The sequence below is a fragment of the Vibrio sp. B172a genome, from assembly GCF_030248355.1.
Lineage (GTDB): Bacteria > Pseudomonadota > Gammaproteobacteria > Enterobacterales > Vibrionaceae > Vibrio > Vibrio owensii.
This window is the reverse complement of the sequence record NZ_JAHGAC010000016.1, coordinates 68,542-94,861: the sequence shown is the minus strand read 5'-3', so window position 1 is coordinate 94,861 and position 26,320 is coordinate 68,542. Positions and strand designations below refer to the sequence as shown.

Sequence of the window (26,320 nt, the reverse complement as noted above, 5' to 3'; positions counted from 1 at the left end):
TCCGCCACTTATTCAGACAAAGCCCTAGCAGAAATGCTAGGGCTTTTTCGTTTGCGCTATTATTTTGGTCTACGACCAACGAGTCCCGCTCGTGTGTAAGCCCAGCCGCTCCGCCACTTATTCAGAAACCCAGTCTTCTGACTGGGTTTTGTCGTTTAAAAGCAAAGAGATTTTTCCTCTTCAGGGAATGAGAGCCAGTTGTCTGCAAGCCCGGACGAGTAGGCATCCTCACCATTCTGCTACTTATATAGAACCCCAGCCTTTGGTACTAGACTTTGTCGTCTCTAATATCGTCAGATCTCTGTGTCTGTTGCGGAGTTTGCTCTGTCAGATAAAGACCTTATTTCTCTTTTCTCGGTATCCATTTTCCAAATTTTAAAAATAATTAAAGGTAAGCACTTACTTAATCTGCTCGCATTGCTAATGGTGTCTTTATTATATGAGTATTGACGTTAGCTCCTCTCAAGTGCGGTTCTATATTTTGCCTTCGAGGTTTACTGTAAATAAAAAGCCCGTTACTTGTGTAACGGGCTTTTTATTTCTATTTGGAATGAGGCATATCTACAGGGATATATACTTACTTTCTGCGACTTCCCATAGAGCTTTCACTAATGGGTTTTCTAGCTGGCTCTTGATGCAACAGACTCCCAGCTCAAATGGTTTTATAGGTAGAACCTTGAGTCGATTTATCTTCTCTCTGACAGGGCTGTTGTTGATTACCACATCTGGTGCGATACCGATGCCACAACCTAAAGCCACCATACTGACAATGGCTTCGTGACCTGCCACTTGTGCGTAAATGTTTGGTTTGATCTTCATTTGCTTAAACCAAACATTCGCTCTTTCTCTTGCTGTGCCTGCTTCTGGGAGAATAAAAGGGATCGTTGACCAATCTGGGGTTTCTTTCTGTAGCTCTTCGGCAAAACTGCTGACTCCAACTGGGGCAATAACCGATAGAGGTATCTCGCTGATTGGTTCAAAAGCAACTTTAGCGGGTAGTTGGTCCGGCTTTGCAGAGATCGCGATATCAGCTTCATCCGCCAGAATCTTATCGATGGCTTGGGCTGGATCGCCGGTAGAGAGTTTGAATTCAATAAATGGATGCTGAATGCGGAATTCAGAAATAAGTTCTGGGAGGTGGCTGTAACTTGCCGTTACCGAGCAAAATAAACGTATCTCCCCTTTTAACTCGTCTTCCGTTCCTTTGACGTAGCTTTGGTATTGCTGCCATTCACCCAAGATCTTTAGTGCAACAGGCAACAGCTTTTTACCTTGAACCGTTAATTCGACACTTCGGTTATCACGCAAGAACAGCTGTTGATGTGTTTCTTCTTCCAGCTTCTGAATCTGCCGACTCAGCGCGGAAGGGCTGATATGCATTGCTGCCGCTGTCTTAGCGAAGCTTTTACTATCACATAGATGAATGAATAGTTGCAGGCTTTTGATGTTCATTAAATCTTCACTTCCATGTTGCATTAATTGCAATAAGTAATTGTGAATATATCACTTTCAGCAACAGAATGTCTGTTTTAGTATGAACTCATTCGGTAACACAAATACCGACCTCTATGGAAGAATGTTAAGGAGCACCCAGATGGCTAACTATTTCAATACCCTAAACTTGCGTGAGCAATTGGACCAACTTGGTCGTTGTCGCTTTATGGACCGCGAAGAATTCGCGTCAGAGGCAGATTACCTAAAAGGTAAGAAAGTGGTCATCGTAGGTTGTGGTGCTCAAGGCCTTAACCAAGGTCTGAACATGCGTGACTCTGGCCTAGACGTCGCTTACGCTCTACGCCAAGCTGCGATCGACGAGCAACGTCAATCGTTCAAAAACGCAAAAGATAATGGCTTTGAAGTAGGCAGCTACGAAACGCTAATCCCAGAAGCTGACCTAGTAATCAACCTAACACCAGACAAGCAACACACGAACGTTGTTGAAACGGTAATGCCGTTAATGAAAGAAGGCGCAGCACTGGGCTACTCACACGGTTTCAACGTTGTTGAAGAAGGCATGCAAATCCGTAAAGACCTAACAGTTGTTATGGTTGCGCCTAAGTGTCCGGGTACAGAAGTGCGTGAAGAGTACAAGCGTGGTTTCGGTGTACCAACACTAATCGCGGTTCACCCAGAGAATGATCCAAAAGGTGAAGGTTGGGATATCGCGAAAGCTTGGGCTGCAGGTACAGGTGGTCACCGCGCAGGTTGTCTAGAGTCTTCATTCGTAGCAGAAGTTAAATCTGACCTAATGGGTGAGCAAACTATCCTATGTGGCATGCTACAAGCTGGTTCTATCGTTTCTTACGAGAAGATGGTTGCTGACGGCATCGACCCAAGCTACGCAGGTAAACTTCTACAATATGGTTGGGAAACCATCACTGAAGCACTTAAGTTTGGTGGTATCACCCACATGATGGACCGTCTATCAAACCCAGCAAAAGTAAAAGCATTTGAGCTTTCTGAAGAGTTAAAAGAGCTAATGCGTCCGCTATACAACAAGCACATGGATGACATCATCACAGGTGAATTCTCAAGCACTATGATGGCTGACTGGGCAAACGACGATGCAAACCTACTAGGCTGGCGTGAAGAAACGGGCGAAACTGCTTTCGAAAACTACCCAGCAGGCGATATCGAAATCTCTGAGCAAGAGTACTTCGATAACGGCATTCTATTGGTAGCTATGGTTCGTGCTGGTGTTGAGCTAGCGTTCGAAGCAATGACAGCATCAGGCATCATCGATGAATCTGCATACTACGAGTCACTACACGAGCTACCGCTAATCGCAAACACAGTTGCCCGTAAGCGTCTATACGAAATGAACGTGGTAATTTCAGATACAGCGGAGTACGGTAACTACCTATTCGCTAACGTAGCAACACCGCTACTACGTGAGAAGTTCATGCCATCAGTAAGCACCGACGTAATCGGTAAAGGCCTAGGCGAGTCGTCTAACCAAGTAGATAACGCTACGCTAATCGCAGTAAACGAAGCGATTCGTAACCACCCAGTAGAGTACATCGGTGAAGAGCTACGTGGTTACATGACTGATATGAAGAACATCGCAGTAGGCGGTTAATTTCTATATAAATTAGTAAAGAACTCCAGATAGACTGGGGTCAATAAATACAACATAAAACACAACATCTAATTAAAAGGCTTGGTCGCCGTTGACCAAGCCTTTTTGTTTTTATGAAGACGACTTTTTCCTTCGATTCGAACTGTGGGATAGCTTCGCTGTTGGAGTCGAGAGATGTTCGTTGGGATAGAATTGATAGAAGTAAAGGTATCGTAAGTGTTGACTGAATTTGTCCTTAAGAAGACAAAATAGATGCGAATCCCGAATCCCGAATCCCGAATCCCGAATCCCGAATCCCGAATCCCGAATCCCGAATCCCGAAACGCAGTTCTCCATTTTCTTTCTCTCGGAGCGGAGCGTTCTCGATTCCCGAAGCGTAGCGTCTCCATTTGTCGCTGCCTTTTTGACCACTTAACCAACCGTTTTCAGCATTTCTGTGATCTCACTAGACTCTGGGGGGATAACTCTATACAATCCGCCCTCGGAGCTGACTGGGTAGTCGCTGCTTTGTTGATGTCCTTCGGGAGACTGACGTCGAAGTCCCTTTGGGAGACTGACGTTGACGTCCTTCGGGAGACTGACAAAGGGGAGGAAAGTCCGGGCTTCATAGAGCAAGGTGCCAGGTAACGCCTGGGGGGCGCAAGCCTACGACAAGTGCAGCAGAGAGAAGACCGCCGATGGCCCTAGGGCACAGGTAAGGGTGAAAGGGTGCGGTAAGAGCGCACCGGACGACTAGTAATAGTTCGTAGCAGGGTAAACTCCACCTGAAGCAAGACCAAATAGGCCTCCACATTGCGTTGCTCGCGTAAGGAGGCGGGTAGGTTGCTCGAGCCAGTGAGTGATTGCTGGCCTAGACGAATGGCTACCGCCGCGCAAGCGGAACAGAACCCGGCTTATGTGTCGGCTCCACCTATTCGAGACCCATCTCTACTTCGGTAGTGATGGGTTTTTTGCATTTAATTGACGCAAACTATGTCATTACCAATAAACTTGGCGCTGAATCACGTCTAACTTTAGACTTGAGGTGGCGATGATGTGGGAAATCAGTACACTAAAGAATCGCTTCAAGATCATTCAACGAGACAGCTATGACCGAAACATTTCAACATATCTCCGTGTTATTAAATGAATCCATTGATGGCTTGGCTATCAAACCCGATGGTATCTATATCGATGGAACATTTGGCCGTGGCGGTCACAGCCGAACTATCTTGTCGAAACTCGGTGAAAACGGCCGACTGTACAGCATCGACCGTGACCCACAAGCTATCGCAGAAGCGGCTAAAATCGACGATCCTCGCTTCACCATCATCCATGGCCCATTCTCAGGCATGGCGCAGTACGCAGAAGATTATGGCCTTGTTGGTAAAGTCGATGGTGTCTTGCTAGACCTTGGTGTGTCGTCTCCGCAACTTGATGACGCTGAACGTGGTTTTAGCTTTATGAAAGACGGCCCATTAGATATGCGTATGGACCCAACATCGGGTATTCCTGTGTCTCAATGGCTAATGGAAGCAGACCTTGATGATATCACTTGGGTGATTCGTGAGTTTGGTGAAGATAAGCATGCTCGCCGTATCGCAAAAGCTATTGTTGCTTATCGCGAAGATGAAGAAAATGAGCCTATGGTTCGTACTGGTCAGCTAGCAAAACTGATCTCAGATGCGGCACCAAAGAGCTTTAAAGAGAAAAAACACCCAGCAACCCGTGCTTTTCAGGCTTTTCGCATTTACATCAACAGTGAATTAGAAGAAATTGATACAGCACTAAAAGGCGCGGCAAGCATTTTGGCTCCTGAAGGACGTTTGTCTGTGATCAGTTTCCACTCATTAGAAGATCGCATGGTGAAACGCTTCATTCGTAAAGAGAGCAAAGGCCCAGAAGTGCCACATGGTATTCCGATGACGGAAGAACAAATCCGAGCGTTGGGTAGTGCGAACATGAAACCGATTGGTAAAGCGAACAAACCAACGAAACAAGAAATTGACATGAACCCGCGCTCTCGAAGCTCAGTGCTAAGAATTGCAGAAAAGCTTTAATTATTATGACGAAAACCACTCCTAATCTTGCTAAGTTGATAGCGACGGACTTGATTACCGTCGGTCGCTGGTCGTTGTTGTTGATGATACTGATCTTCGCAACTGCAATGGGAGTGGTGTTTGCCACTCATCATGCGCGTCAAGCGATCACTGAAAAAGATCATACATTGGTTGAGCGAGAGCGATTGGACAGCGAATGGCGCAACCTGATGTTGGAAGAAACAGCCCTCGCAGAACACAGTCGCGTTCAAGACTTGGCAAAGAAGGACCTTGAAATGAAACGACCAGATGGCGATAAAGAAGTGGTTATCACGTTAAAATGATTGGAAAAAAAGCCAAATCTAAACAAGGAAATACGCGCAAGCCTGCTGCGAAAGAAAAAAAAGTAGCTGCGGCAAAACCGCAACCCACCAAAGAACCTAAAGAAGCAGAAGTTGTTGAAGAGCCCGAGTCGTTTTTGATTCGCTGGCGCTTTCAGTTACTGCTGTTTTTTGTCTTCTGTGCCTTCGCTCTTCTCGTTGGGCGAGTAGCCTATATTCAAATTATCGAGCCTGACAACTTGATCAAACAGGGTGACCTTCGCTCTGTCCGTGTTAAAGCCATTCCTTCGGCGCGCGGTATCATCTCTGATCGCAATGGCGAACCTCTTGCAGTGAGTGTTCCGGTTGAAGCCGTGTGGGCTGATCCTAAGACCATCTTCAAAGAAGGCGCTTTACAGCAAACAAAGAGCTGGTACGCACTCGCTGATGTACTTGGTTTGGATCGTCAAGGCTTGATCAACAAAATCAAGAAAAACGAAAAGCGCCGCTTTATCTATCTACAACGCCAAGTTAGCCCAGCGATGGCGAACTACATTCGTGAACTCAAACTACCTGGTGTTGGCTTGAAGTCGGAGTCTCGTCGTTATTACCCGGCCGGTGAGGTTAGTGCTCACTTGGTTGGTGTAACGGGCATTGACGGCCATGGCTTAGAAGGTGTGGAACGAAGCTACGACGAATGGTTAACTGGCGAAGCAGGTAAGAAAACCATCCGTAAAGACCGTTATGGGCGCGTGGTAGAAAACATTGCTCTTGAAGAGAAACAAGAAGGTAAACCACTGCAACTGACAATTGATCAGCGCATTCAAGCGGTGGCGTATCGTGCTATCAAGCAGGCTGTAGCCGATCATCGTGCAACATCTGGATCGGTTGTGATTCTTGATGTGAAAACCGGAGCGGTTCTCGCGATGGTGAATGCTCCTTCTTACAACCCGAATAACCGCAGTGATTGGCAAAGTTACAAAATGCGTAACCGCGTGATTACTGATTCATTGGAACCTGGCTCAACCATTAAGCCTTTTGTTGTTTTGGCCGCATTAGAAAATGGGGTGGCAGACAAAGATACGATCGTTGATACGGGTAACGGTATTCTTCAACTCGGTGGTAGCCGCGTTCGTGATGCGCCAAAAGTCGGCAAAGCGAGCCTAACTACCATTTTAAAGAAATCGAGTAACATCGGTGTGACTAAGTTGGCGATGCAAATGCCAGTTGAAGCTTTACTTGGCTTGTACAGTTCTGTTGGTCTTGGCGAGCTGTCAGGTTTGAACTTGGTTGGTGAAGTGGTGGGTATTTTCCCGAGCCGCTCACGTTGGTCTCCAATTGAGCGTGCGACTATCTCGTTTGGTTATGGTTTGTCAGTTACGCCAATCCAACTAGCGCATGCCTATGCGACGCTAGGTAACTTGGGTAAGTATGAGCCGATTCATATCATCGAAAGTAACGATAATGATATGGCGCGCCAAGTCGTGAGCAAAGAGAATGCTCGTCTCGTCTTAGACATGCTTGAAACGGTAACGCAAAAAGGCGGCTCTGCTCGTCGTGCTGCGGTTCCAGGTTACCGAGTCGGTGCCAAAACAGGTACTGCGCGTAAGGCAAGTGCAGGTGGCTATAGTGATGAGTACATCAACTATACGGCAGGTGTTGCGCCAGTGAGTGACCCACGTTTAGCGCTTGTGGTTGTGGTTAATGAACCACAAGGTGACGACTACTACGGTGGTTCGGTAGCCTCGCCAGTTTTCTCTGAAATCATGAAAGGCGCACTGCAAATTCTGAACGTTGCCCCTGACGAAAATAAATTCCAACAGTAGGCTTATTAGCGTACTGAGAAACAAAATGAAGAAAGCTGAGCTAATGCTCGGAGAATAAATATGACTAAAGCCATCAGTATGGACACGCTGCTTTCCACTTGGGTCGATTGCCCGAGTTTGTCGTCCATTCTTGTTTCTGAATTAGAGCTCGACAGTCGACGAGTTCAATCTGGAACAACCTTTGTAGCTATCATTGGCCATGTTGTGGATGGGCGTAAATTTATCCCAACCGCGATTGAGCAAGGTGCGAATGCGGTGATTGCTCAAGCTTGTGAGCAAAAAGCACATGGCACGATTGAAATTGTTGATGATGTTCCAGTGATTTATCTTGATGCGCTGGATAAGTGCCTATCTGAAATTGCGGGTCATCTGTATACCTACCCGACGATGGATTTGATTGGTGTCACTGGTACCAACGGCAAAACCACCATCACTCAGCTTATTGCTCAATGGATTGATTTGGTCGGTTCAAAAGCAGCGGTCATGGGTACGACAGGGAATGGCTTTCTAGATAATCTACAAGAAGCCGCGAATACCACGGGTAATGCGGTTGAAATCCAAATGACATTGTCGTCTTTAGCGGAACAAAAAGCACAATACACGGCGCTTGAAGTTTCTTCCCACGGCTTAATTCAAGGTCGCGTTAAAGCGCTGTCTTTTGCCGCTGGCGTGTTCACTAACCTGAGCCGTGATCATCTTGATTACCATGGCACGATGGAAGAGTATGCCAATGCCAAGCTGACGTTGTTTACCGCCCATCAATGCGAGCATGCGATCATCAATGTCGATGACATGGTGGGAGCGTCGTGGGCAAAACAACTGACTAATGCGCTTGCTGTATCTCTCAAACCAAACAATGAATTTTCTCAAAGCGTATATGCAAACCACATCGCTTATGCTGAATCTGGTATCACGATTGAGTTTGATGGCAAATTTGGTGAAGGTACTTTGCATGCGCCACTTATCGGAGAGTTCAATGCCGCGAACCTGATGTTGGCATTCACGACGTTACTTAGTCTCGGTTTTAGCAAGCAAGATTTGCTGGCAACAGCAGGTCAATTGCAACCCGTTCTTGGTCGTATGGAACTGTTCCAGGCTGACGACAATGCCAAAGTAGTGGTGGATTACGCTCACACGCCTGACGCGCTAGAAAAAGCCCTGCAAGCATTGCGTGTGCATTGCCAAGGTGAGCTTTGGGCTATCTTCGGCTGTGGTGGTGATCGTGATGCTGGTAAGCGCCCAATGATGGCGGAAATCGCCGAGCGTTTGGGTGACAAAGTGGTACTTACCGATGACAACCCTCGTAGCGAAGATCCAGCACTGATCATGAAAGACATGTTGGCAGGTCTAACAAAACCAGCTGAGGCGATTGTGCAACATGACCGTTTTAAAGCGTTGTCTTACGCACTTGAGCATGCCTCTTCACAAGACATTATCCTTCTGGCGGGTAAAGGCCATGAGGACTACCAAATTTTAAATTCTGGAACCATCCATTACTCTGACCGCGAGTCAGCCATGACACTATTGGGGCTTTCATCATGATCACAGTAACGCTTTCTCAAATTGCCGATATCACTGGCGGTGAACTGGTTGGCAACGACCTCTCCATTGAATCTGTTTCGACCGACACTCGAGCTATCGAACAAGGTGCTTTGTTTGTTGCTTTGGTTGGAGAGCGTTTTGATGCTCACGATTTCTGCCAACAAGCGGTTGAATCGGGCGCGGGTGCTTTATTGGTACAAAAAACGCTTAATGTGAATGTGCCTCAAGTCGTTGTTGCCGACAGTAAGGTAGCATTAGGTCAAGTGGCAGCTTGGATTCACCAAGCATGCCAAACGCCGACGGTCGCGATCACAGGTAGCTGTGGTAAAACCACCGTGAAAGAGATGGTTGCCAGTATTTTGCAGCTAAAAGGCAAAGTACTGTTTACTGCAGGTAACTTCAACAATGACATTGGCGTGCCATTAACGTTGCTGCGTTCGCAACAAGACGATGACTACGCGGTGATTGAGCTAGGTGCGAACCATATTGGTGAAATTGAGTACACCACGCAATTGGTTAAGCCTGATATCGCGATGGTAAACAACGTGGCGGCAGCGCACCTAGAAGGGTTCGGGTCTATCGATGGCGTGAAACAAGCTAAAGGTGAAATCTACCAAGGGCTAGCTGCTGGTGGTATTGCGATTGTTAACCTAGACAGCAATGGTGAAGCCAAGTGGGACCAAGTGTTAGCAGATAAGAAAGTCATTACTTTTTCACAAAATAATACTGACGCAGATTTCTACGCTTCTAACATCGTGTTGAACGCCGCAGGCGAAGCAAGCTTTGACTTACATATCGCAGCAACTTCACAAGAAATTGAACTGTCTCTGGGTATTATTGGTCAACACAACGTGGCGAATGCGATTGCTGCTTCTATCATCGCGTTGCAATTTGGCGCAACCTTGGAAGAGGTTCGAACGGGTTTGAAGCACTTAAACAAGGTCAAGGGCCGTGTTGAAGTGGAAGAGCTTAGCGATAAAGTCAAATTGATTGATGATAGCTACAACGCGAGCGTTCCAGCTATGAAAGCGGCAGTTGATCTTCTGTCGGCTTTTCAGGGACAACGTTGGTTGATTTTAGGCAATATGGCGGAGTTGGGTGAGGAAAGTCTTGCACTTCATCGTCAAGTCGGGGAACATGCTGCCCCACAAAAATTTGAACATGTTCTCACGTATGGTGCAGATGCGAAGGTCATTAGCGAGCTTTGCGATGGCATCCATTTCGAGACACATCAAGAGATGATTGACTACATCAAGCAGCATCTAGACCAAGCGGGTCCTGAACACAACACAATGCTGGTGAAAGGCGCGAACGGTGCACGTATGTTTGAAGTCGCTGCTGCTTTGAAGGAGTATTATTAATGATTATTTGGCTTGCCGAGCTGCTACAGCCATACCTATCTTTTTTCCGATTGTTTGAATACCTGTCTTTTCGAGCAATCCTCAGCGTACTTACCGCTTTAGGTCTCTCTCTATGGATGGGGCCTATCATGATCAAGCGTCTACAGATGCTCCAAATTGGTCAGGTTGTTCGTAACGAAGGTCCAGAATCCCACTTTAGCAAACGTGGTACCCCAACAATGGGCGGTATCATGATTTTGGCTGCTATCTCTATCACTATTCTTTTATGGACTGACTTATCGAACCCATACGTCTGGGCGGTACTGACGGTGCTGCTTGGCTATGGTGCTATCGGCTTTGTCGATGACTATCGTAAGGTCGTGCGTAAGAATACTGACGGTCTGATTGCTCGTTGGAAGTACTTTTGGCAATCGTTAATTGCGTTTGTGGTGGCGTTTGCGTTGTACGCTTACGGCAAAGACACTGCAGCAACTCAACTTGTTGTGCCGTTCTTTAAAGACATCATGCCGCAACTTGGTTTGATGTACATTATCCTGACTTACTTTGTAATCGTGGGTACCAGCAACGCGGTAAACCTAACCGATGGCCTAGATGGTTTGGCAATCATGCCAACGGTTCTCGTTGCGGCTGGTTTTGCTGTGATTGCATGGGCAACGGGTAACGTTAACTTTTCTGAATACCTTCACATTCCTTACCTACCGCACGCTTCTGAGTTGGTTGTGGTATGTACGGCAATTGTTGGTGCAGGTCTTGGTTTCTTGTGGTTTAACACTTACCCAGCACAAGTGTTCATGGGCGATGTGGGCTCACTAGCACTCGGCGGTGCGCTTGGCACAATCGCAGTATTGGTTCGTCAAGAGCTAGTACTCGTGATCATGGGCGGTGTATTTGTAATGGAGACGCTATCGGTAATTCTACAGGTAGGTTCTTACAAACTGCGCGGTCAGCGTATTTTCCGCATGGCTCCGATTCACCACCACTACGAATTAAAAGGTTGGCCAGAGCCTCGCGTAATCGTGCGCTTCTGGATTATTTCTATGGTTCTTGTTCTGATTGGTCTAGCGACACTGAAAGTGCGTTAATCGCACTTTCCAAGAACAAGACAAATTGCGTGATCAAATATGGAACGTTGGCAAAACATACATAAGGTCGTCGTTGTAGGGCTCGGTATTACCGGGCTCTCTGTCGTTAAACACCTTGCAAAAAATCAGCCGCAACTGGCGGTTAAAGTCATCGATACGCGTGCGAATCCACCGGGAGCGGAGCGTTTACCTGAGCAGGTAGAGCTGCACAGTGGCAGTTGGAATACACAGTGGTTGGCAGATGCTGACCTAGTGGTGACTAACCCTGGAATTGCACTGGCAACGCCAGAGATTCAAACCATCATTGCAAAAGGTACACCCGTCGTTGGTGATATCGAACTTTTCGCGTGGGCCGTCGATAAGCCTGTTATTGCGATTACGGGTTCTAATGGTAAAAGCACGGTAACAGACCTAACAGGCGTGTTAGCAAAAGCAGCCGGGTTAACGGTCGGTGTTGGTGGTAATATCGGGGTTCCTGCACTCGATTTGCTAGAGCAAGACGCAGATTTGTATGTCCTTGAACTGTCTAGCTTCCAACTAGAAACCACATCAAGCTTGAAGCTTAAAGCCGCTGCGTTTCTAAACCTTTCGGAAGACCACATGGATCGTTATGAGGGCATGGCGGACTACCGACAAGCTAAGCTGCGCATTTTTGATAACGCAGAACTGGCAGTGGTTAACCGTGATGATCGAGAAACCTTCCCTGAGACTGAAACACCGTTGGTGACGTTTGGTAGTGATGAACAAGCATACGGCCTTGAAGTTGACGGTAACCGTACTTGGCTGCTTGATCATGGTCAGCGTGTGGTTGCCAGTGATGAATTGAAGCTGGTTGGTAAGCACAACCTAGCTAACGCACTTGTGGTGCTTGCTCTGCTTAAAGCGGCGGGTGTGGATTATCACAAATCATTGAATGCACTGAAAACTTACACGGGTTTGACACATCGATGCCAAGTGGTTGCGGATAATCGTGGCGTAAAATGGGTGAATGACTCAAAAGCAACCAATATTGCGAGCACTATGGCTGCACTCTCTGGCCTTGAATCAACGGGTAAACTTTACTTACTCGTTGGTGGTGTCGGCAAAGGTGCGGACTTCACTCCATTAAAACCGATCTTTGCAACGCTGAACCTACAACTTTGCTGCTTTGGCGCGGATGGCGATGAATTTATGCCACTGCATGAATCAGCAACTCGTTTCGACACCATGGAAGATGTGATTCAACAGATATCTTCGCAGTTAAAAACGGGCGATATGGTGATGCTGTCTCCGGCATGTGCTAGCTTTGATCAATTCGACAACTTTATGGCAAGAGGTGACGCATTCGCAGCTCTTGCTGAGAAATACGCATAATTAAAGGTCACACACTTCGTGGGTTTAGGTAACGTTAAACGCAGCATTAGCACTTGGCTTAAGCATCCTGCACCAGAGGCGCTCTTTGATCGTCAACTTGTCTGGATTGCGCTGGGTTTGATGTTAACTGGCTTGGTGATGGTGACATCAGCATCATTTCCTATCAGCTCACGTTTGACGGATCAGCCATTTCACTTCATGTTCCGTCATGCCACGTTCCTAGTTCTCGCGATTGGTGTTTCATCCGTTATTCTCCAAGTGCCTTTGGAGGAGTGGTTTAAGAAAAGCCACTACCTGCTGTGGCTTGCTTTTGGATTGCTCATCATCGTTTTGGTGGCAGGTAAATCGGTAAACGGCGCATCCCGCTGGATCCCGCTTGGCCTTTTCAACTTGCAACCTGCTGAGGTGGCGAAGCTCTCCTTGTTTGTCTTTATGTCCGGTTATCTGGTGCGTAAGCAAGATGAAGTGCGTCAAACCTTCTTCGGCGGTTTTATGAAGCCGATAATGGTGTTCGCCTTCTTCGCCGTATTGCTTCTAGGGCAGCCCGATTTAGGTACTGTGGTCGTAATGCTGGTGACCTTGTTCGGTATGCTATTCATTGCCGGCGCTAAACTGACGCAATTCTTAGCTCTGATGATTGCCGGTATCGGTGCCGTAGTTGGCCTCATTTTGGTCGAGCCATATCGTATTCGCCGTGTGACGTCATTCTTAGACCCTTGGGAAGACCCATTCGGCAGCGGTTATCAGCTCACTCAGTCACTCATGGCGTTTGGTCGTGGTGAATGGTTTGGTCAAGGTCTCGGTAACTCAATTCAAAAACTCGAATATCTACCAGAAGCACACACTGACTTCGTATTTGCGGTGCTAGCAGAAGAGCTTGGCTTTGTCGGCGTAGTATTGGTGTTGATGCTGATCTTCAGCTTGGTACTTAAAGCCGTTTACATCGGCAAGCGCGCTTTTGATGAAGGCGAAATGTTTGGTGGTTACCTCGCATTTGGTATCGGTATTTGGTTTGCTTTTCAGACTTTGGTTAACGTCGGCGCGGCTGCTGGTATTGTTCCGACCAAAGGTCTTACTCTACCGCTGATCAGTTACGGTGGTTCGAGTCTTATTATCATGTCCGTGGCAGTATCTATCTTGCTGCGAATCGATCACGAGTGCCGCTTAAAGCGCGGTCAGAAAGAATCAGAACAACAAATCGATGAAGAAAAATAAACGTTTGATGGTGATGGCTGGTGGTACTGGCGGTCACGTGTTCCCAGGTCTTGCGGTAGCGAAACAGCTACAAGAACAAGGTTGGGAGATTCGCTGGTTAGGCACCGCGGATAGAATGGAAGCGGATTTAGTGCCAAAACACGGCATTGAAATCGACTTTATCAAAGTAAAAGGTCTACGAGGTCAAGGCGTTAAGCGTCTTCTTGCGGCACCATTTCAAATTATCAATGCCATCATGCAGGCTCGTGCGCACATGAAACGCTGGCAGCCAGACGCAGTGCTTGGCATGGGCGGTTATGTGAGTGGCCCTGGTGGTATTGCCGCTTGGATGAGTGGCATTCCTGTTGTTCTGCACGAGCAAAATGCAGTAGCAGGTTTAACGAACCAATGGTTATCAAAAATCGCTAAGAAGGTTTTTCAGGCTTTTCCGGGCGCTTTTCCAAATGCTGAAGTAGTTGGTAACCCAGTTCGTGAAGACGTGACTCAATTAGCTGCGCCAATCGAGCGCATGCAAGAACGCCAAGGTCCAATTCGCATTTTGGTGATGGGTGGCAGCCAAGGCGCACGCATTCTTAACCAAACTCTGCCAGAAGTGATGGCAAAATTGGGCGAAGATTACTGTATTCGTCATCAAGCAGGCAAAGGTGCCGCCGAAGAAGTGAACGTAGCATACCAAACTAATGGCGTGGTAAATGCAGAAGTAACGGAGTTCATTGATGACGTGGCAGAAGCTTACGCATGGGCTGACCTTTTAGTTTGTCGCTCTGGAGCGTTAACCGTTTCTGAAGTATCAGCGGCAGGTGTAGGCGCTATTTTTATTCCGTTTATGCATAAAGACCGCCAGCAGGCACTGAATGCTGACCACTTGGTGGATTGCGGCGCGGCGAAAATGATTGAACAACCAGATTTAACCGTTGAGTCACTGACTCAGCAGATCCAACAATTGGATCGACAAGCTTTACTTACAATGGCTGAGCAAGCGCGTGGCGCTGCAAAATTGAATGCTGACCGAGTTGTCGCACAAGCCATTGTCGCTTTGACCGAAAAGCGTTAACGAATTATTGAGAATAGAATTGATGACAATCCAACATACACAAGACTTAGCTCAGATTCGCGCAATGGTGCCAGAGATGCGCCGCGTGAAATCCATCCACTTCATCGGTATTGGTGGTGCGGGCATGAGCGGCATTGCAGAAGTGCTGTTGAACGAAGGCTACCAAATCACAGGTTCTGATCTATCAGAGAACCCAGTGACAGAGCGTTTGGTATCAAAAGGTGCAACCGTATTTATCGGCCATCAAGCGAGCAATGTAGAAAAAGCCAGTGTGGTTGTTGTGTCAACGGCGATCAACGAAGAAAACCCAGAAGTGATGGCGGCACGTGAGTTACGTATCCCAATCGTACGCCGCGCAGAGATGTTGGCTGAATTGATGCGATTCCGTCACGGTATTGCTGTCGCAGGTACACACGGTAAAACCACGACGACTGCTCTTGTCACTCAAATCTATTCTGAAGCAGGCCTTGATCCAACGTTTGTAAACGGTGGTTTGGTAAAGAGTGCGGGTACAAACGCACGTCTAGGCTCTAGCCGAATTTTGATTGCAGAAGCAGACGAAAGTGATGCTTCATTCTTGCACCTTCAACCTATGGTGAGCATCGTGACAAACATCGAAGCTGACCATATGGATACGTACGGTGGTGACTTTGAAACCTTGAAGCAAACCTTCATCGATTTCCTTCACAACCTACCGTTTTATGGTCAGGCGATTGTGTGCATCGACGATCCTGTGATTCGTGAGCTGATTCCGCGTATTAGCCGCCAAGTGATTACTTACGGTTTCTCTGAGGATGCCGACGTACGTATCGAGAATTACCATCAAGAAGGCCAGCAAGGCAAATTCACTGTGGTACGAGAAGGTCGCGCGAATCTGGATATCACACTAAACATCCCTGGTCGTCACAATGCACTCAATGCATCAGCAGCGATTGCCGTAGCGACAGAAGACGACATCAGTGATGAAGCAATCTTAAAAGCAATGGCTGGTACTCAAGGTACAGGTCGTCGCTTTGATCATTTAGGCGAGTTTGATACTGGCAACGGCCATGCAATGCTTGTTGATGACTACGGTCACCACCCAACAGAAGTGGATGTGACAATTAATGCAGCACGCAGTGGTTGGCAAGACAAGCGTTTGGTGATGATTTTCCAACCGCACCGTTATAGCCGAACTCGTGATTTATACGATGACTTTGCAAATGTACTTGAGCAGGTTGACGTTCTCATCATGTTGGACGTTTATGCGGCTGGTGAAAAGCCAATTGCAGGTGCTGATGGTCGTGCTTTATGCCGAACTATCCGCAGTCGTGGGAAGGTGGATCCAATTTTTGTTCCTGAAATAGAGCAATTGCCTTCAGTTTTAGCTAACGTTATACAAGACGGCGACCTGATTTTGACGCAAGGCGCGGGTGATGTCGGTAAAGTAGCGAAGCAACTTGCAGCACTTGAATTAAACATTAACAAGATGCTCGGCTAACAGCAGCGATTGACGTAAAGCACAGAGAAAGACCTAGATCTCGATTTTGCGTCAAGAACGTTGTGATTTATCGCTATCAGTGTTTGATAGTTTACAAGAGCTCAGTATAATCCCAAGGTTAAAGTCAATACTTTTGCCGATGTTAGCTAAATCGGTGAAAAGTACAGGACAAAAGTCAGGAAACGAAGACGTTGTTGAATATTGCACTGAATGAAGAGCGACTTAACACGGATAACAATCGTGGTCGCCAAGATAAAATTTTAGGTGCGCTATTTTTCGTTGTCGTGGTGACCTTAATTAGTTCTGTTTTGTACTCAGCGATCAGTTGGATGTGGGATGACCAAAGGTTACCTCTCTCCAAAATTGTGCTTCAAGGTAAATTGGAGTACGTCACTGCAGACGATGTTCAAGCGGCGTTTAGCCAGATTGATCATATCGGCACCTTCATGTCGCAAGACATTGATGTGCTGCAGCATAGTGTAGAAGCCATTCCTTGGGTTGCGCATGCCGCAATTCGCAAGCAGTGGCCGGACACGGTAAAAGTATTTTTGACAGAACATCGCCCTGTAGCCATCTGGAATGGCAACGAACTGTTAGACAATAATGGTTTGGTATTCGAAGGCGATGTCGGCCTGCTAAAGGAAGAGAAAGTTAAGTTATATGGACCCAATGAAACCGGGCCGGAAGTCTTGCAAACCTATCGCGAACTCCGACCTAAGTTCCAAACACTGGGTCTAGCTATATCGTCTCTGGTATTAAACGAGCGACGAGCTTGGCAAATCATCCTTGATAACGGTATTCGACTAGAGCTCGGTAAAGAGTCTCTGGATGAGCGTATAGAGCGTTTTTTCTCGCTTTATAACAAGCTTGGCAGTGACACTCAAAGAATCAGTTATATCGATCTTAGGTACGATACTGGAGCCGCCGTTGGGTGGTTTCCTGAACATGAGTTAGAACAAGAGAGTACGAATGACTAAGGCCGCTGATGACAACATTATTGTTGGTCTTGATATAGGCACTGCAACCGTATCAGCTCTAGTGGGTGAGATTCTACCGGATGGCCAAATAAATATTATTGGTGCGGGTAGCAGCCCTTCACGTGGCATGGATAAAGGCGGCGTGAATGATTTGGAGTCGGTTGTAAAATCAGTACAACGCGCAATTGATCAAGCTGAGTTGATGGCGGAATGCCAAATCAGCCGAGTATTCATTTCGTTGTCTGGTAAGCATATCGCAAGCCGAATTGAAAAAGGCATGGGCACTATATCGGACGAGGAAGTTTCTCAAGAAGATATGGATCGCGCTATCCATACTGCAAAATCAATTAAAATCGGTGATGAACAGCGAATCCTTCACGTGATTCCGCAAGAGTTCACCATCGACTACCAAGAGGGCATTAAAAACCCGCTTGGTTTATCAGGAGTGAGAATGGAAGTGAGTGTCCATTTGATCTCATGCCATAATGATATGGCACGCAATATTATTAAGGCAGTAGAACGCTGCGGCCTTAAAGTAGAGCAACTTGTGTTTTCTGGGCTTGCTGCAAGTAATGCGGTAATTACCGAGGACGAAAGAGAGCTTGGGGTTTGTGTGGTCGATATCGGCGCTGGTACGATGGATGTTTCTATCTGGACCGGTGGTGCGTTGCGTCACACTGAAGTATTTTCTTACGCAGGAAATGCGGTAACTAGCGATATTGCCTTTGCTTTTGGTACGCCAGTGAGCGATGCTGAAGAAATAAAAGTCAAATATGGCTGTGCCTTGAGTGAACTAGTCAGTAAGGATGACACGGTTAACGTTCCAAGCGTGGGTGGCCGACCTTCACGTAGTCTGCAACGTCAGACTTTGTCAGAAGTGATTGAGCCGCGATACTCAGAGCTTATGGGACTGGTTAACCAAACTATCGACTCTGTACAAGCGAAATTGCGCGAAGAGGGCATCAAGCACCATCTCGCCGCGGGTGTAGTTCTCACCGGCGGTGCTGCGCAAATCGAAGGAGTGGTAGAATGTGCGGAACGCGTATTCCGCAACCAAGTAAGGGTCGGCAAACCGCTCGAAGTCAGCGGCTTAACTGACTATGTAAAAGAGCCGTACCATTCTACGGCAGTTGGATTACTTCATTACGCAAGAGACATGCAGTCTAGCGACGATAGCGATTATAATGAACCTAAGCGCTCATCTGTTACTGGCTTTTTCGGTAAATTGCGTAATTGGATACAAAAAGAGTTTTAACCTGAGTTGCAGGATAAACGGAGACAACACATGTTTGAACCGATGATGGAAATGTCTGACGATGCAGTAATCAAGGTCGTTGGAGTTGGTGGCGGCGGTGGTAACGCTGTTGAACACATGGTGCGTGAATCCATCGAAGGTGTGGAATTCATCAGCGTCAACACTGATGCGCAAGCACTTCGTAAGACAAGCGTTGGCAATGTCATTCAGATTGGTGGTGATATCACTAAAGGTCTGGGTGCAGGTGCGAATCCACAGGTCGGCCGTGAGGCAGCTCTCGAAGACAGAGATCGAATTAAAGATTCCCTAACTGGTGCCGATATGGTGTTTATCGCAGCTGGTATGGGTGGCGGTACAGGTACTGGTGCAGCACCTGTTATTGCTGAAGTAGCTAAAGAGCTTGGCATTCTTACTGTTGCGGTAGTAACAAAACCGTTCAGCTTTGAAGGCAAAAAACGTTTGGCATTTGCTGAGCAAGGTATCGATGAGCTGTCTAAGCACGTTGACTCTTTGATCACGATTCCAAACGAGAAGCTGCTTAAAGTACTTGGTCGTGGTGTAACACTGCTAGAAGCATTTGCAAGCGCGAACGACGTTCTTAAGAACGCGGTTCAAGGTATTGCAGAGCTAATCACTCGTCCTGGCATGATCAACGTCGACTTCGCAGACGTACGTACTGTGATGTCTGAGATGGGTCATGCAATGATGGGTAGCGGCATCGCGAAAGGCGAAGATCGTGCGGAAGAAGCAGCAGAAATGGCAATTTCTAGCCCGCTTCTAGAAGACATCGATCTAGCAGGCGCTCGTGGTGTTCTTGTTAACATCACTGCTGGTTTGGACATGCGTCTGGACGAGTTTGAGACAGTGGGTAACACAGTGAAAGCATTTGCTTCTGACAATGCGACAGTGGTTATCGGTACTTCTCTAGACCCTGATATGACTGACGAAATCCGTGTAACAGTTGTTGCGACGGGCATCGGCAACGAGAAAAAACCAGACATCACGCTAGTTGCGGGTGGCAAAGCGAAAGTAGCTCCAACAGCTGCTCCGCAAACTCAACCACAACAGCAAGCTGCAGCGCCACAAGCTGAAGAGAAACCGGCACAGACCTTGCAAACTACTCCAGTGCAAGAGAAGCCACAGGTAACTCCTCAGCCGACAAACACAGTTTCATCTCCTGCTTCTTCTGCGAGCCAAAGCTCTGCAGCACCAAAGCAAGAGAAAGAAAGCGGTTATTTAGATATACCGGCATTTTTGCGTCGTCAGGCTGATTAATCTTTAACCCATAAGTTTGACATAGCTCAAAATTATGGTAGCATTCACGGTCGACGTTACAGACGGCCGTGTTTTGTAGCACATTTTAGAGAGGCAAGCAGATGATCAGACAACGTACTCTGAAAGAAATAGTGAAAACAACTGGTGTGGGTCTCCACTCTGGTCGTAAAGTCACGCTTACTCTGCGCCCAGCTGCTGCTAATACAGGTATCATTTACCGTCGTACAGATGTAAACCCACCTGTAGATTTTCCAGCTGATCCTGCGTCTGTTCGTGACACTATGCTGTGTACAGCACTAGTGAACGACGAAGGCGTGCGTATTTCAACTGTTGAACACTTGAACGCGGCACTTGCTGGTATGGGCATCGACAACATTATTGTTGAAGTTGACGCACCTGAAATTCCAATCATGGATGGTAGCGCTAGCCCATTCGTATACTTGCTACAACAAGCAGGTATCGAAACGCAAAATGCACCTAAGCGTTTTATCCGTATTAAGAAACCAGTTCGTTTTGAAGATGGCGATAAGTGGGCAGAGTTTGTTCCATTTAACGGCTTCCGTATGGACTTCGAAATTGAATTCAACCACCCTGCGATCGAATCAGACGAGCAACGTCTTCTGTTTGACTTCTCATCTCAAGGTTTCGTCCGCGAGATCTCTCGTGCACGTACGTTTGGTTTCATGCGTGATATCGAATATCTACAATCTCAGAACCTAGTTCTTGGTGGTAGCTTCGATAACGCAATCGTACTGGATGATTACCGTATTCTTAATGAAGAAGGTCTACGCTTTGATAATGAGTTTGTTACTCACAAAGTATTGGACGCGATTGGTGACCTTTACATGTGTGGTCACGCAATTATCGGTGAATTCCGTGCGTTCAAATCAGGCCATGGTCTGAACAACCAACTTCTACGTGCTGTTCTTGCAGATCAAGAAGCATGGGAATGGACAACATTCGAAGAAGAAGAAGGTTCACCAGTTGCTTTTGCACAACCAAACATGGTTCTAGCGTAAAATACGCCAACGCAAACAAATTAAAAAAAGCCAGGCAATGCCTGGCTTTTTAGTATCTGAAACTTTGTTATCTATTTTTCGCTTTTCTTTTCTGCCATATCGGCAAGGCGTTTCAAACGTTCTTGGATCTTTGGTGGTGCCATATCCGCAATGATTAACAACGAGTTTGCCGCCGATTCAGTTAATGGTGGACGCTTAGGTTTGTTCTCTTGCTCAAACCGATTACGATATAAAGACGGATTAATCCGAACTTCCACACTCATCAATTTGGCAAAACCTTGCGTTCGCAATTTGTTTAGGATCATTAGTCGATCGTAGTCGATCTTCATTTTAATCGCAGCACTCGATACATCAATCAATAAATGACCATTACGCACATTCGCTACTCGGCAATGATCTGCCGTTCCTTTTGGTAAGATCTCTTGAACGGCTTGGTTCAGCTGTAGGATCTCTCCAGCATGCTCTTGAATCTGTTTAAATTGAGATTCAGCAATAAGATCGTCTGTTGAGGTTGGGCGATGATCACGCATAGGTAAAATCTAATTTTGTTGAGATATTGGTATTCTAGAGCAGCTTTCTGCTTAGGTATAGTTTACATTATGGCCTTTATTTTCAGTTCAGTCTGACAATTTGGGTTTAGCAAGTTAAAGCGGATTGTTTTGAAAATGCTGACTTTACGTCTTGGGCCTTATGCAATACTGGCTAATCCGCCATCAGTTTGTCTAAAAACTTACGAGTGCTTCAAACAAATACGTCTATTTATGGTTGTATCGATGAAAAATCCTTACACTAAGCCACATTGATTCAAAATTTAGCCTTGAAATATGGATGTTTGAACTCAATATCTTTGATAAATGATTTATCTCAGTATTCTTAGTTCCAAACTGGCAGAGACTGAAGGCATTACGAGTAGATCGGGAACGGTCTGATTAAAGAGAGATTCACGAAAAATGATAGCTAAGCTACTGACAAAAGTAATTGGCAGTCGCAACGACCGAACACTGCGCCGCCTTAGAAAAATTGTAAAAGAGATCAATAACTACGAACCAACGTTCGAAGCACTTTCAGATGAAGAGCTAAAAGCTAAAACTGTTGAGTTCCGTGAACGCCTAGAGCAAGGCGAAACTCTTGATAAGCTACTTCCAGAAGCTTTTGCTACTGTTCGTGAAGCATCTAAGCGTGTTTACGGTATGCGTCACTTCGACGTTCAGCTTATCGGTGGTATGGTACTGAACGGTGGCCAAATCGCGGAAATGCGTACTGGTGAAGGTAAAACTCTAACTGCAACCCTTCCAGCTTACCTAAACGCACTTCCAGGTAAAGGTGTACACGTAGTAACGGTGAACGATTACCTAGCAACACGTGATGCTGAGACAAACCGTCCACTATTTGAATTCTTAGGTATGACCGTTGGCGTGAACGTGCCAAACATGCCTCCTCAAGCGAAAAAAGAAGCGTACCAAGCTGATATCCTATACGGAACAAACAACGAGTTTGGCTTTGACTACCTACGTGACAACATGGCTTTCCGCAATGAAGACCGTGTTCAACGTGAGCGCTTCTTCGCTGTAGTAGATGAGGTGGACTCAATCCTTATCGATGAAGCTCGTACTCCACTGATTATCTCTGGTCCTGCTGAAGATAGCTCAGAACTATATACTCGTATCAACCTACTTATTCCTCATCTGCAAAAGCAAGATAAAGAAGACTCTGAAGAGTACCGCGGTGACGGTCACTACACAGTTGACGAGAAATCTAAGCAAGTTCACCTAACAGAAACGGGTCAAGAATTCGTTGAAGAACTAATGGTGAAAAATGGTCTGATGGAAGAGGGTGATACACTTTACTCTCCAACTAACATCAGCCTGCTACACCACGTGAACGCAGCACTTCGTGCACACGTATTGTTCGAACGTAACGTAGATTATATCGTTAACGAAGACGGCGAAGTGGTTATCGTTGATGAACACACTGGTCGTACAATGCCGGGTCGTCGTTGGTCTGAAGGTCTTCACCAAGCGGTTGAAGCGAAAGAAGGCGTTAAGATTCAAAACGAAAACCAAACGCTGGCTTCGATTACTTTCCAGAACTACTTCCGTCTATACGAAAAACTGTCAGGCATGACAGGTACAGCGGATACAGAAGCATTCGAATTCCAATCGATTTACGGTCTAGAGACAGTGGTTATCCCAACCAACAAACCTATGATCCGTAACGATATGCCAGACGTGGTTTACCGTACTGAAGCTGAGAAATTTGCTGCAATCATCGAAGACATCAAAGAGCGCGTAGAGAAAGGTCAGCCATCTCTAGTGGGTACGGTTTCTATCGAGAAATCAGAGCTTCTTTCTAATGCACTTAAGAAAGCGAAGATTAAACACAACGTACTAAACGCTAAGTTCCACGAACGCGAAGCTGAGATCGTTGCAGAAGCTGGTACGCCAGGTGCGGTAACCATCGCAACGAACATGGCTGGTCGTGGTACCGATATCGTGTTGGGTGGTAGCTGGCAAGCGAAAGTAGAAGCGCTTCAAGATCCAACCAAAGAACAGATCGATGCTATCAAAGCTGAGTGGAAACAAGTTCACGATCAAGTACTAGAAGCTGGTGGTCTACACATCATCGGTACTGAGCGTCACGAATCTCGTCGTATCGATAACCAGCTACGTGGTCGTTCTGGTCGTCAAGGTGACGCAGGTTCATCTCGTTTCTACCTATCAATGGAAGATTCACTACTGCGTATCTTTACTTCGGACCGTATGGCTAGCCTTATCCAAAGCGGTATGGAAGAAGGTGAAGCGATCGAATCTAAGATGCTGTCTCGTTCAATCGAAAAAGCACAACGTAAAGTGGAAGGTCGTAACTTCGATATCCGTAAACAGCTTCTTGAGTACGATGACGTCGCGAACGATCAACGTAAAGTGGTTTACGAATTGCGTGATGAGCTAATGAGTGTTGACGACATTAGCGACATGATCGAGCAAAACCGTGAAGATGTTGTTACTGCGATCATCGACGAATACATTCCACCGCAATCTCTAGAAGATATGTGGGATGTAGAAGGTCTTCAAGAGCGCTTGAAAGCAGACTTCGATCTAGATGCGCCTATCAAGCAATGGCTTGAGGAAGACGACAAGCTATACGAAGAAGCGTTACGTGAGAAGATCATCAACCTAGCAGTTGAAGTCTACAAAGCGAAAGAAGAAGTTGTGGGTGCACAAGTGCTTCGTAACTTTGAGAAGTCAGTTATGCTTCAAACGCTAGACACGCTTTGGAAAGAGCACCTAGCGGCAATGGATCACCTACGTCAAGGTATCCACCTACGTGGTTACGCGCAGAAGAACCCGAAACAAGAGTACAAGCGTGAATCGTTTGAACTGTTTGAAGGTTTACTAGAAGCGCTGAAAACAGACGTTATCACTGTTCTATCTCGTGTTCGAGTTCAACAACAAGAAGAAGTTGAGCGTATGGAAGAGCAACGTCGTGCACAAGCTGAAGAAGCAGCTCGTCGTGCACAAGCTCAACACGCGGCAGCACAGAACCCACTTTCGGAAGGTGAAGAATCGGAAGAAGGCTCTAACCAACCAATGGTTCGTGAAGAGCGTAAAGTGGGTCGTAATGAGCCTTGCCCATGTGGTAGCGGCAAAAAGTACAAACAATGCCACGGTAAAATTGACTAATACAGTCTGAAAACATAAATAAAGAGTCGCTTAGGCGGCTCTTTTTGTATCGATAGATCTAGGAACGAATCTAATGAAAAGAATTCACATTGTTGCGGCGATCATCTTTAACCAAGACAAGTCGCAAATCTTCATCACCAAACGCCCAAGCGACAAACACAAAGGTGGTTTTTGGGAATTCCCTGGCGGCAAAGTTGAGCAAGGTGAAAGTGTTGAGCAAGCGATGATTCGTGAGCTTGAGGAAGAGATTGGTATTACCGTCACTGAACAAGCTTTGTTTGAGCACTTGGAGTATGACTATCCAGACAAGTCTTTGAAGTTTGATTTTATGACCGTTTCACAATTCAAGAACCAACCGTATGGTCGCGAAGGCCAAGAAGGACGTTGGGTTGATATCAGTGCTCTGTCTGAATACGCCTTTCCTGAGGCGAACGTGCCGATTCTGGAGCGTGTGGTTAAAGAGTTTTCTTAACCTGCATCTAACTGTCTTGTGGTTAACACGGGATATTGTTAGTTTAAAAAGATACAGCGAAACGAGAGAAGGCGAGGTAAGCCTCGTTTATCCAGAGAAGGAGAGAAAGCGCAATGGTTCGTATTGCAATCGCAGGAGCTGCCGGCCGTATGGGTCGCAACCTAGTTAAAGCATCACATATCAATCCAGAAGCATCCGTTACTGCTGGTTCTGAACGTCCAGAATCGTCTCTAGTTGGTGTTGATGTAGGTGAACTGTGTGGTGAAGGTAAGTTTGATGTCTTTCTGACGGATGATTTAGCCAAGGAAGTCGACAACTTTGACGTTGTAATCGATTTTACTGCTCCAGTGAGCACGTTAGCGAATCTAGAGCTGTGTAAACAACATGGTAAGAGCATTGTCATCGGTACTACGGGCTTTAGTGAAGAAGAACGTGACCTGATTGATGAAGCCGCAAAGCAAATTCCTGTTGTTATGGCTCCGAACTACTCTGTAGGTGTGAACCTAGTCTTTAAGCTTCTTGAAAAAGCAGCCAAAGTGATGGGCGATTACTGTGATATAGAAATCGTAGAAGCGCATCACCGTCATAAAGTTGATGCTCCGTCTGGTACCGCGATTGGTATGGGTGAAGCTATTGCTGGCGCGATGGGTAACAAACTGAGTGACGTTGCGGTATATGCACGTGAAGGTATCACGGGCGAACGTACGAAAGATGAGATCGGTTTTGCGACTATTCGCGCTGGTGATATTGTCGGTGAGCATACTGCAATGTTTGCTGATATCGGTGAGCGTGTCGAAATTACCCACAAAGCAACGGATCGTATGACCTTTGCTAATGGTGCTGTAAAGGCCGCAGTTTGGTTACATTCTAAACCAGCTGGCTTCTACACCATGACCGATGTCCTCGGGCTAAATGAGCTTTAAATACATAATTATTCGCCGGCGTAAGCCGGCTTTTTTGTATTTGAAGGAGATTATGTAAATAAAATGAGCATGTCATAGGGAGTTAACATCGACACTTTGTTTGTTATTTTAGGTCTTTGGTGTACTTATTTTATTGTAATGCTCAAAAGTTAAGGTTGAATCTGCCGGATGAACGTTTGCGCAAAAATCTCGCAAAATTTTGTGATCTGCAATAAGTTCAAATTTGTAAAATTCACAAAAAGGTCATGGTAAGTGGCATGTAGATAGGTAAAACTTACTTTTTTAGGGCTTTTTCTGTTGAAATGCCCTTACTCGCTAGAAAGTAATAATTTATTTTTCAATGTGTGTTGACAGTTTCCAAGTCCGTCTTTAGAATACCGCCAATTTGT

The 26,320-nt window shown here is 46.3% G+C and carries 20 protein-coding genes and 1 other RNA gene; 19 read left to right on the top strand and 2 right to left on the bottom strand.

All coding sequences use genetic code 11. The annotated features are described in order from the left end of the window. Positions 1-561 precede the first annotated feature (561 nt). Positions 562-1,452 carry an HTH-type transcriptional activator IlvY gene (gene ilvY / locus KIT90_RS16695; protein ID WP_199435964.1) on the bottom strand — a complete coding sequence of 297 codons (891 nt, stop codon included), beginning with the start codon at positions 1,450-1,452 and terminating at the stop codon, positions 562-564. A 142-nt stretch (positions 1,453-1,594) separates the two neighbouring features. On the opposite strand from ilvY, the gene ilvC reads away from it, so the two are divergent. The 16 genes from ilvC (at position 1,595) to lpxC (ending at position 20,856) form a co-directional block, all read left to right on the top strand. Beyond that, entirely contained in the window at positions 1,595-3,079 is a 1,485-nt protein-coding gene (gene ilvC / locus KIT90_RS16690; RefSeq protein ID WP_005434660.1) for a ketol-acid reductoisomerase, read from the top strand. Positions 3,080-3,562: 483 nt separating this feature from the next. Continuing rightward, positions 3,563-3,991: RNase P RNA component class A (gene rnpB, locus KIT90_RS16685), an RNA gene on the top strand. A gap of 176 nt (positions 3,992-4,167) precedes the next feature. Next, the gene (gene rsmH / locus KIT90_RS16680) at positions 4,168-5,118 is read left to right on the top strand and encodes a 16S rRNA (cytosine(1402)-N(4))-methyltransferase RsmH (protein ID WP_005436119.1); all 951 of its coding nucleotides are present in this window, start codon (positions 4,168-4,170) and stop codon (positions 5,116-5,118) included. A gap of 5 nt (positions 5,119-5,123) precedes the next feature. Then, positions 5,124-5,441, top strand: coding sequence for a cell division protein FtsL (ftsL, locus tag KIT90_RS16675; RefSeq protein WP_005428577.1), 318 nt, complete (start codon positions 5,124-5,126; stop codon positions 5,439-5,441). Then, on the top strand, positions 5,438-7,243 hold the full coding sequence (locus KIT90_RS16670; RefSeq protein ID WP_285377636.1) for a penicillin-binding transpeptidase domain-containing protein: 1,806 nt from the start codon (positions 5,438-5,440) through the stop codon (positions 7,241-7,243). The genes ftsL and KIT90_RS16670 overlap by 4 nt, the downstream gene beginning before the upstream one ends. Positions 7,244-7,303: 60 nt before the next feature. Further along, positions 7,304-8,785: a UDP-N-acetylmuramoyl-L-alanyl-D-glutamate--2,6-diaminopimelate ligase gene (gene murE, locus KIT90_RS16665; RefSeq protein ID WP_285377634.1), complete on the top strand. Its 1,482-nt coding sequence runs from the start codon at positions 7,304-7,306 to the stop codon at positions 8,783-8,785. Then, on the top strand, positions 8,782-10,146 hold the full coding sequence (murF, locus tag KIT90_RS16660; RefSeq protein WP_285377632.1) for a UDP-N-acetylmuramoyl-tripeptide--D-alanyl-D-alanine ligase: 1,365 nt from the start codon (positions 8,782-8,784) through the stop codon (positions 10,144-10,146). Before murE ends, murF begins: the two co-directional genes overlap by 4 nt. Continuing rightward, the gene (gene mraY, locus KIT90_RS16655) at positions 10,146-11,228 is read left to right on the top strand and encodes a phospho-N-acetylmuramoyl-pentapeptide-transferase (RefSeq protein WP_005428568.1); all 1,083 of its coding nucleotides are present in this window, start codon (positions 10,146-10,148) and stop codon (positions 11,226-11,228) included. Before murF ends, mraY begins: the two co-directional genes overlap by 1 nt. A gap of 39 nt (positions 11,229-11,267) precedes the next feature. Further along, complete coding sequence (gene murD / locus KIT90_RS16650; RefSeq protein WP_285377630.1) at positions 11,268-12,581, top strand: UDP-N-acetylmuramoyl-L-alanine--D-glutamate ligase; 1,314 nt, start codon at positions 11,268-11,270, stop codon at positions 12,579-12,581. An 18-nt stretch (positions 12,582-12,599) separates the two neighbouring features. After that, positions 12,600-13,796 (top strand): cell division protein FtsW, encoded by a 1,197-nt coding sequence (gene ftsW / locus KIT90_RS16645; RefSeq protein ID WP_285377629.1) that lies wholly within the window; start codon positions 12,600-12,602, stop codon positions 13,794-13,796. Further along, the gene (gene murG, locus KIT90_RS16640; RefSeq protein WP_285377627.1) at positions 13,783-14,850 is read left to right on the top strand and encodes an undecaprenyldiphospho-muramoylpentapeptide beta-N-acetylglucosaminyltransferase; all 1,068 of its coding nucleotides are present in this window, start codon (positions 13,783-13,785) and stop codon (positions 14,848-14,850) included. Before ftsW ends, murG begins: the two co-directional genes overlap by 14 nt. Positions 14,851-14,872: 22 nt before the next feature. Next, positions 14,873-16,330, top strand: a complete 1,458-nt coding sequence (gene murC / locus KIT90_RS16635; RefSeq protein ID WP_005447797.1) for a UDP-N-acetylmuramate--L-alanine ligase — start codon at positions 14,873-14,875, stop codon at positions 16,328-16,330. A gap of 191 nt (positions 16,331-16,521) precedes the next feature. Further along, entirely contained in the window at positions 16,522-17,307 is a 786-nt protein-coding gene (locus KIT90_RS16630; protein ID WP_005436132.1) for a cell division protein FtsQ/DivIB, read from the top strand. Continuing rightward, complete coding sequence (ftsA, locus tag KIT90_RS16625; RefSeq protein ID WP_038866269.1) at positions 17,300-18,562, top strand: cell division protein FtsA; 1,263 nt, start codon at positions 17,300-17,302, stop codon at positions 18,560-18,562. The genes KIT90_RS16630 and ftsA overlap by 8 nt, the downstream gene beginning before the upstream one ends. Before the next feature lie 30 nt (positions 18,563-18,592). Next, entirely contained in the window at positions 18,593-19,837 is a 1,245-nt protein-coding gene (gene ftsZ, locus KIT90_RS16620; protein ID WP_005436149.1) for a cell division protein FtsZ, read from the top strand. Positions 19,838-19,938: 101 nt separating this feature from the next. Next, positions 19,939-20,856, top strand: a complete 918-nt coding sequence (lpxC, locus tag KIT90_RS16615; protein ID WP_005436150.1) for a UDP-3-O-acyl-N-acetylglucosamine deacetylase — start codon at positions 19,939-19,941, stop codon at positions 20,854-20,856. A 71-nt stretch (positions 20,857-20,927) separates the two neighbouring features. On the opposite strand, the gene KIT90_RS16610 is transcribed toward lpxC, so the two are convergent. Continuing rightward, positions 20,928-21,386, bottom strand: coding sequence for a DUF721 domain-containing protein (locus tag KIT90_RS16610; protein WP_045482257.1), 459 nt, complete (start codon positions 21,384-21,386; stop codon positions 20,928-20,930). 420 nt (positions 21,387-21,806) lie between these two features. On the opposite strand from KIT90_RS16610, the gene secA reads away from it, so the two are divergent. From secA to dapB, 3 genes are all read left to right on the top strand, one after another. Continuing rightward, complete coding sequence (gene secA, locus KIT90_RS16605) at positions 21,807-24,536, top strand: preprotein translocase subunit SecA (protein WP_009707732.1); 2,730 nt, start codon at positions 21,807-21,809, stop codon at positions 24,534-24,536. A gap of 73 nt (positions 24,537-24,609) precedes the next feature. Beyond that, the gene (gene mutT / locus KIT90_RS16600) at positions 24,610-25,008 is read left to right on the top strand and encodes an 8-oxo-dGTP diphosphatase MutT (protein ID WP_285377621.1); all 399 of its coding nucleotides are present in this window, start codon (positions 24,610-24,612) and stop codon (positions 25,006-25,008) included. 113 nt (positions 25,009-25,121) lie between these two features. Further along, the gene (gene dapB / locus KIT90_RS16595; protein ID WP_005425407.1) at positions 25,122-25,931 is read left to right on the top strand and encodes a 4-hydroxy-tetrahydrodipicolinate reductase; all 810 of its coding nucleotides are present in this window, start codon (positions 25,122-25,124) and stop codon (positions 25,929-25,931) included. Positions 25,932-26,320 lie beyond the last annotated feature (389 nt).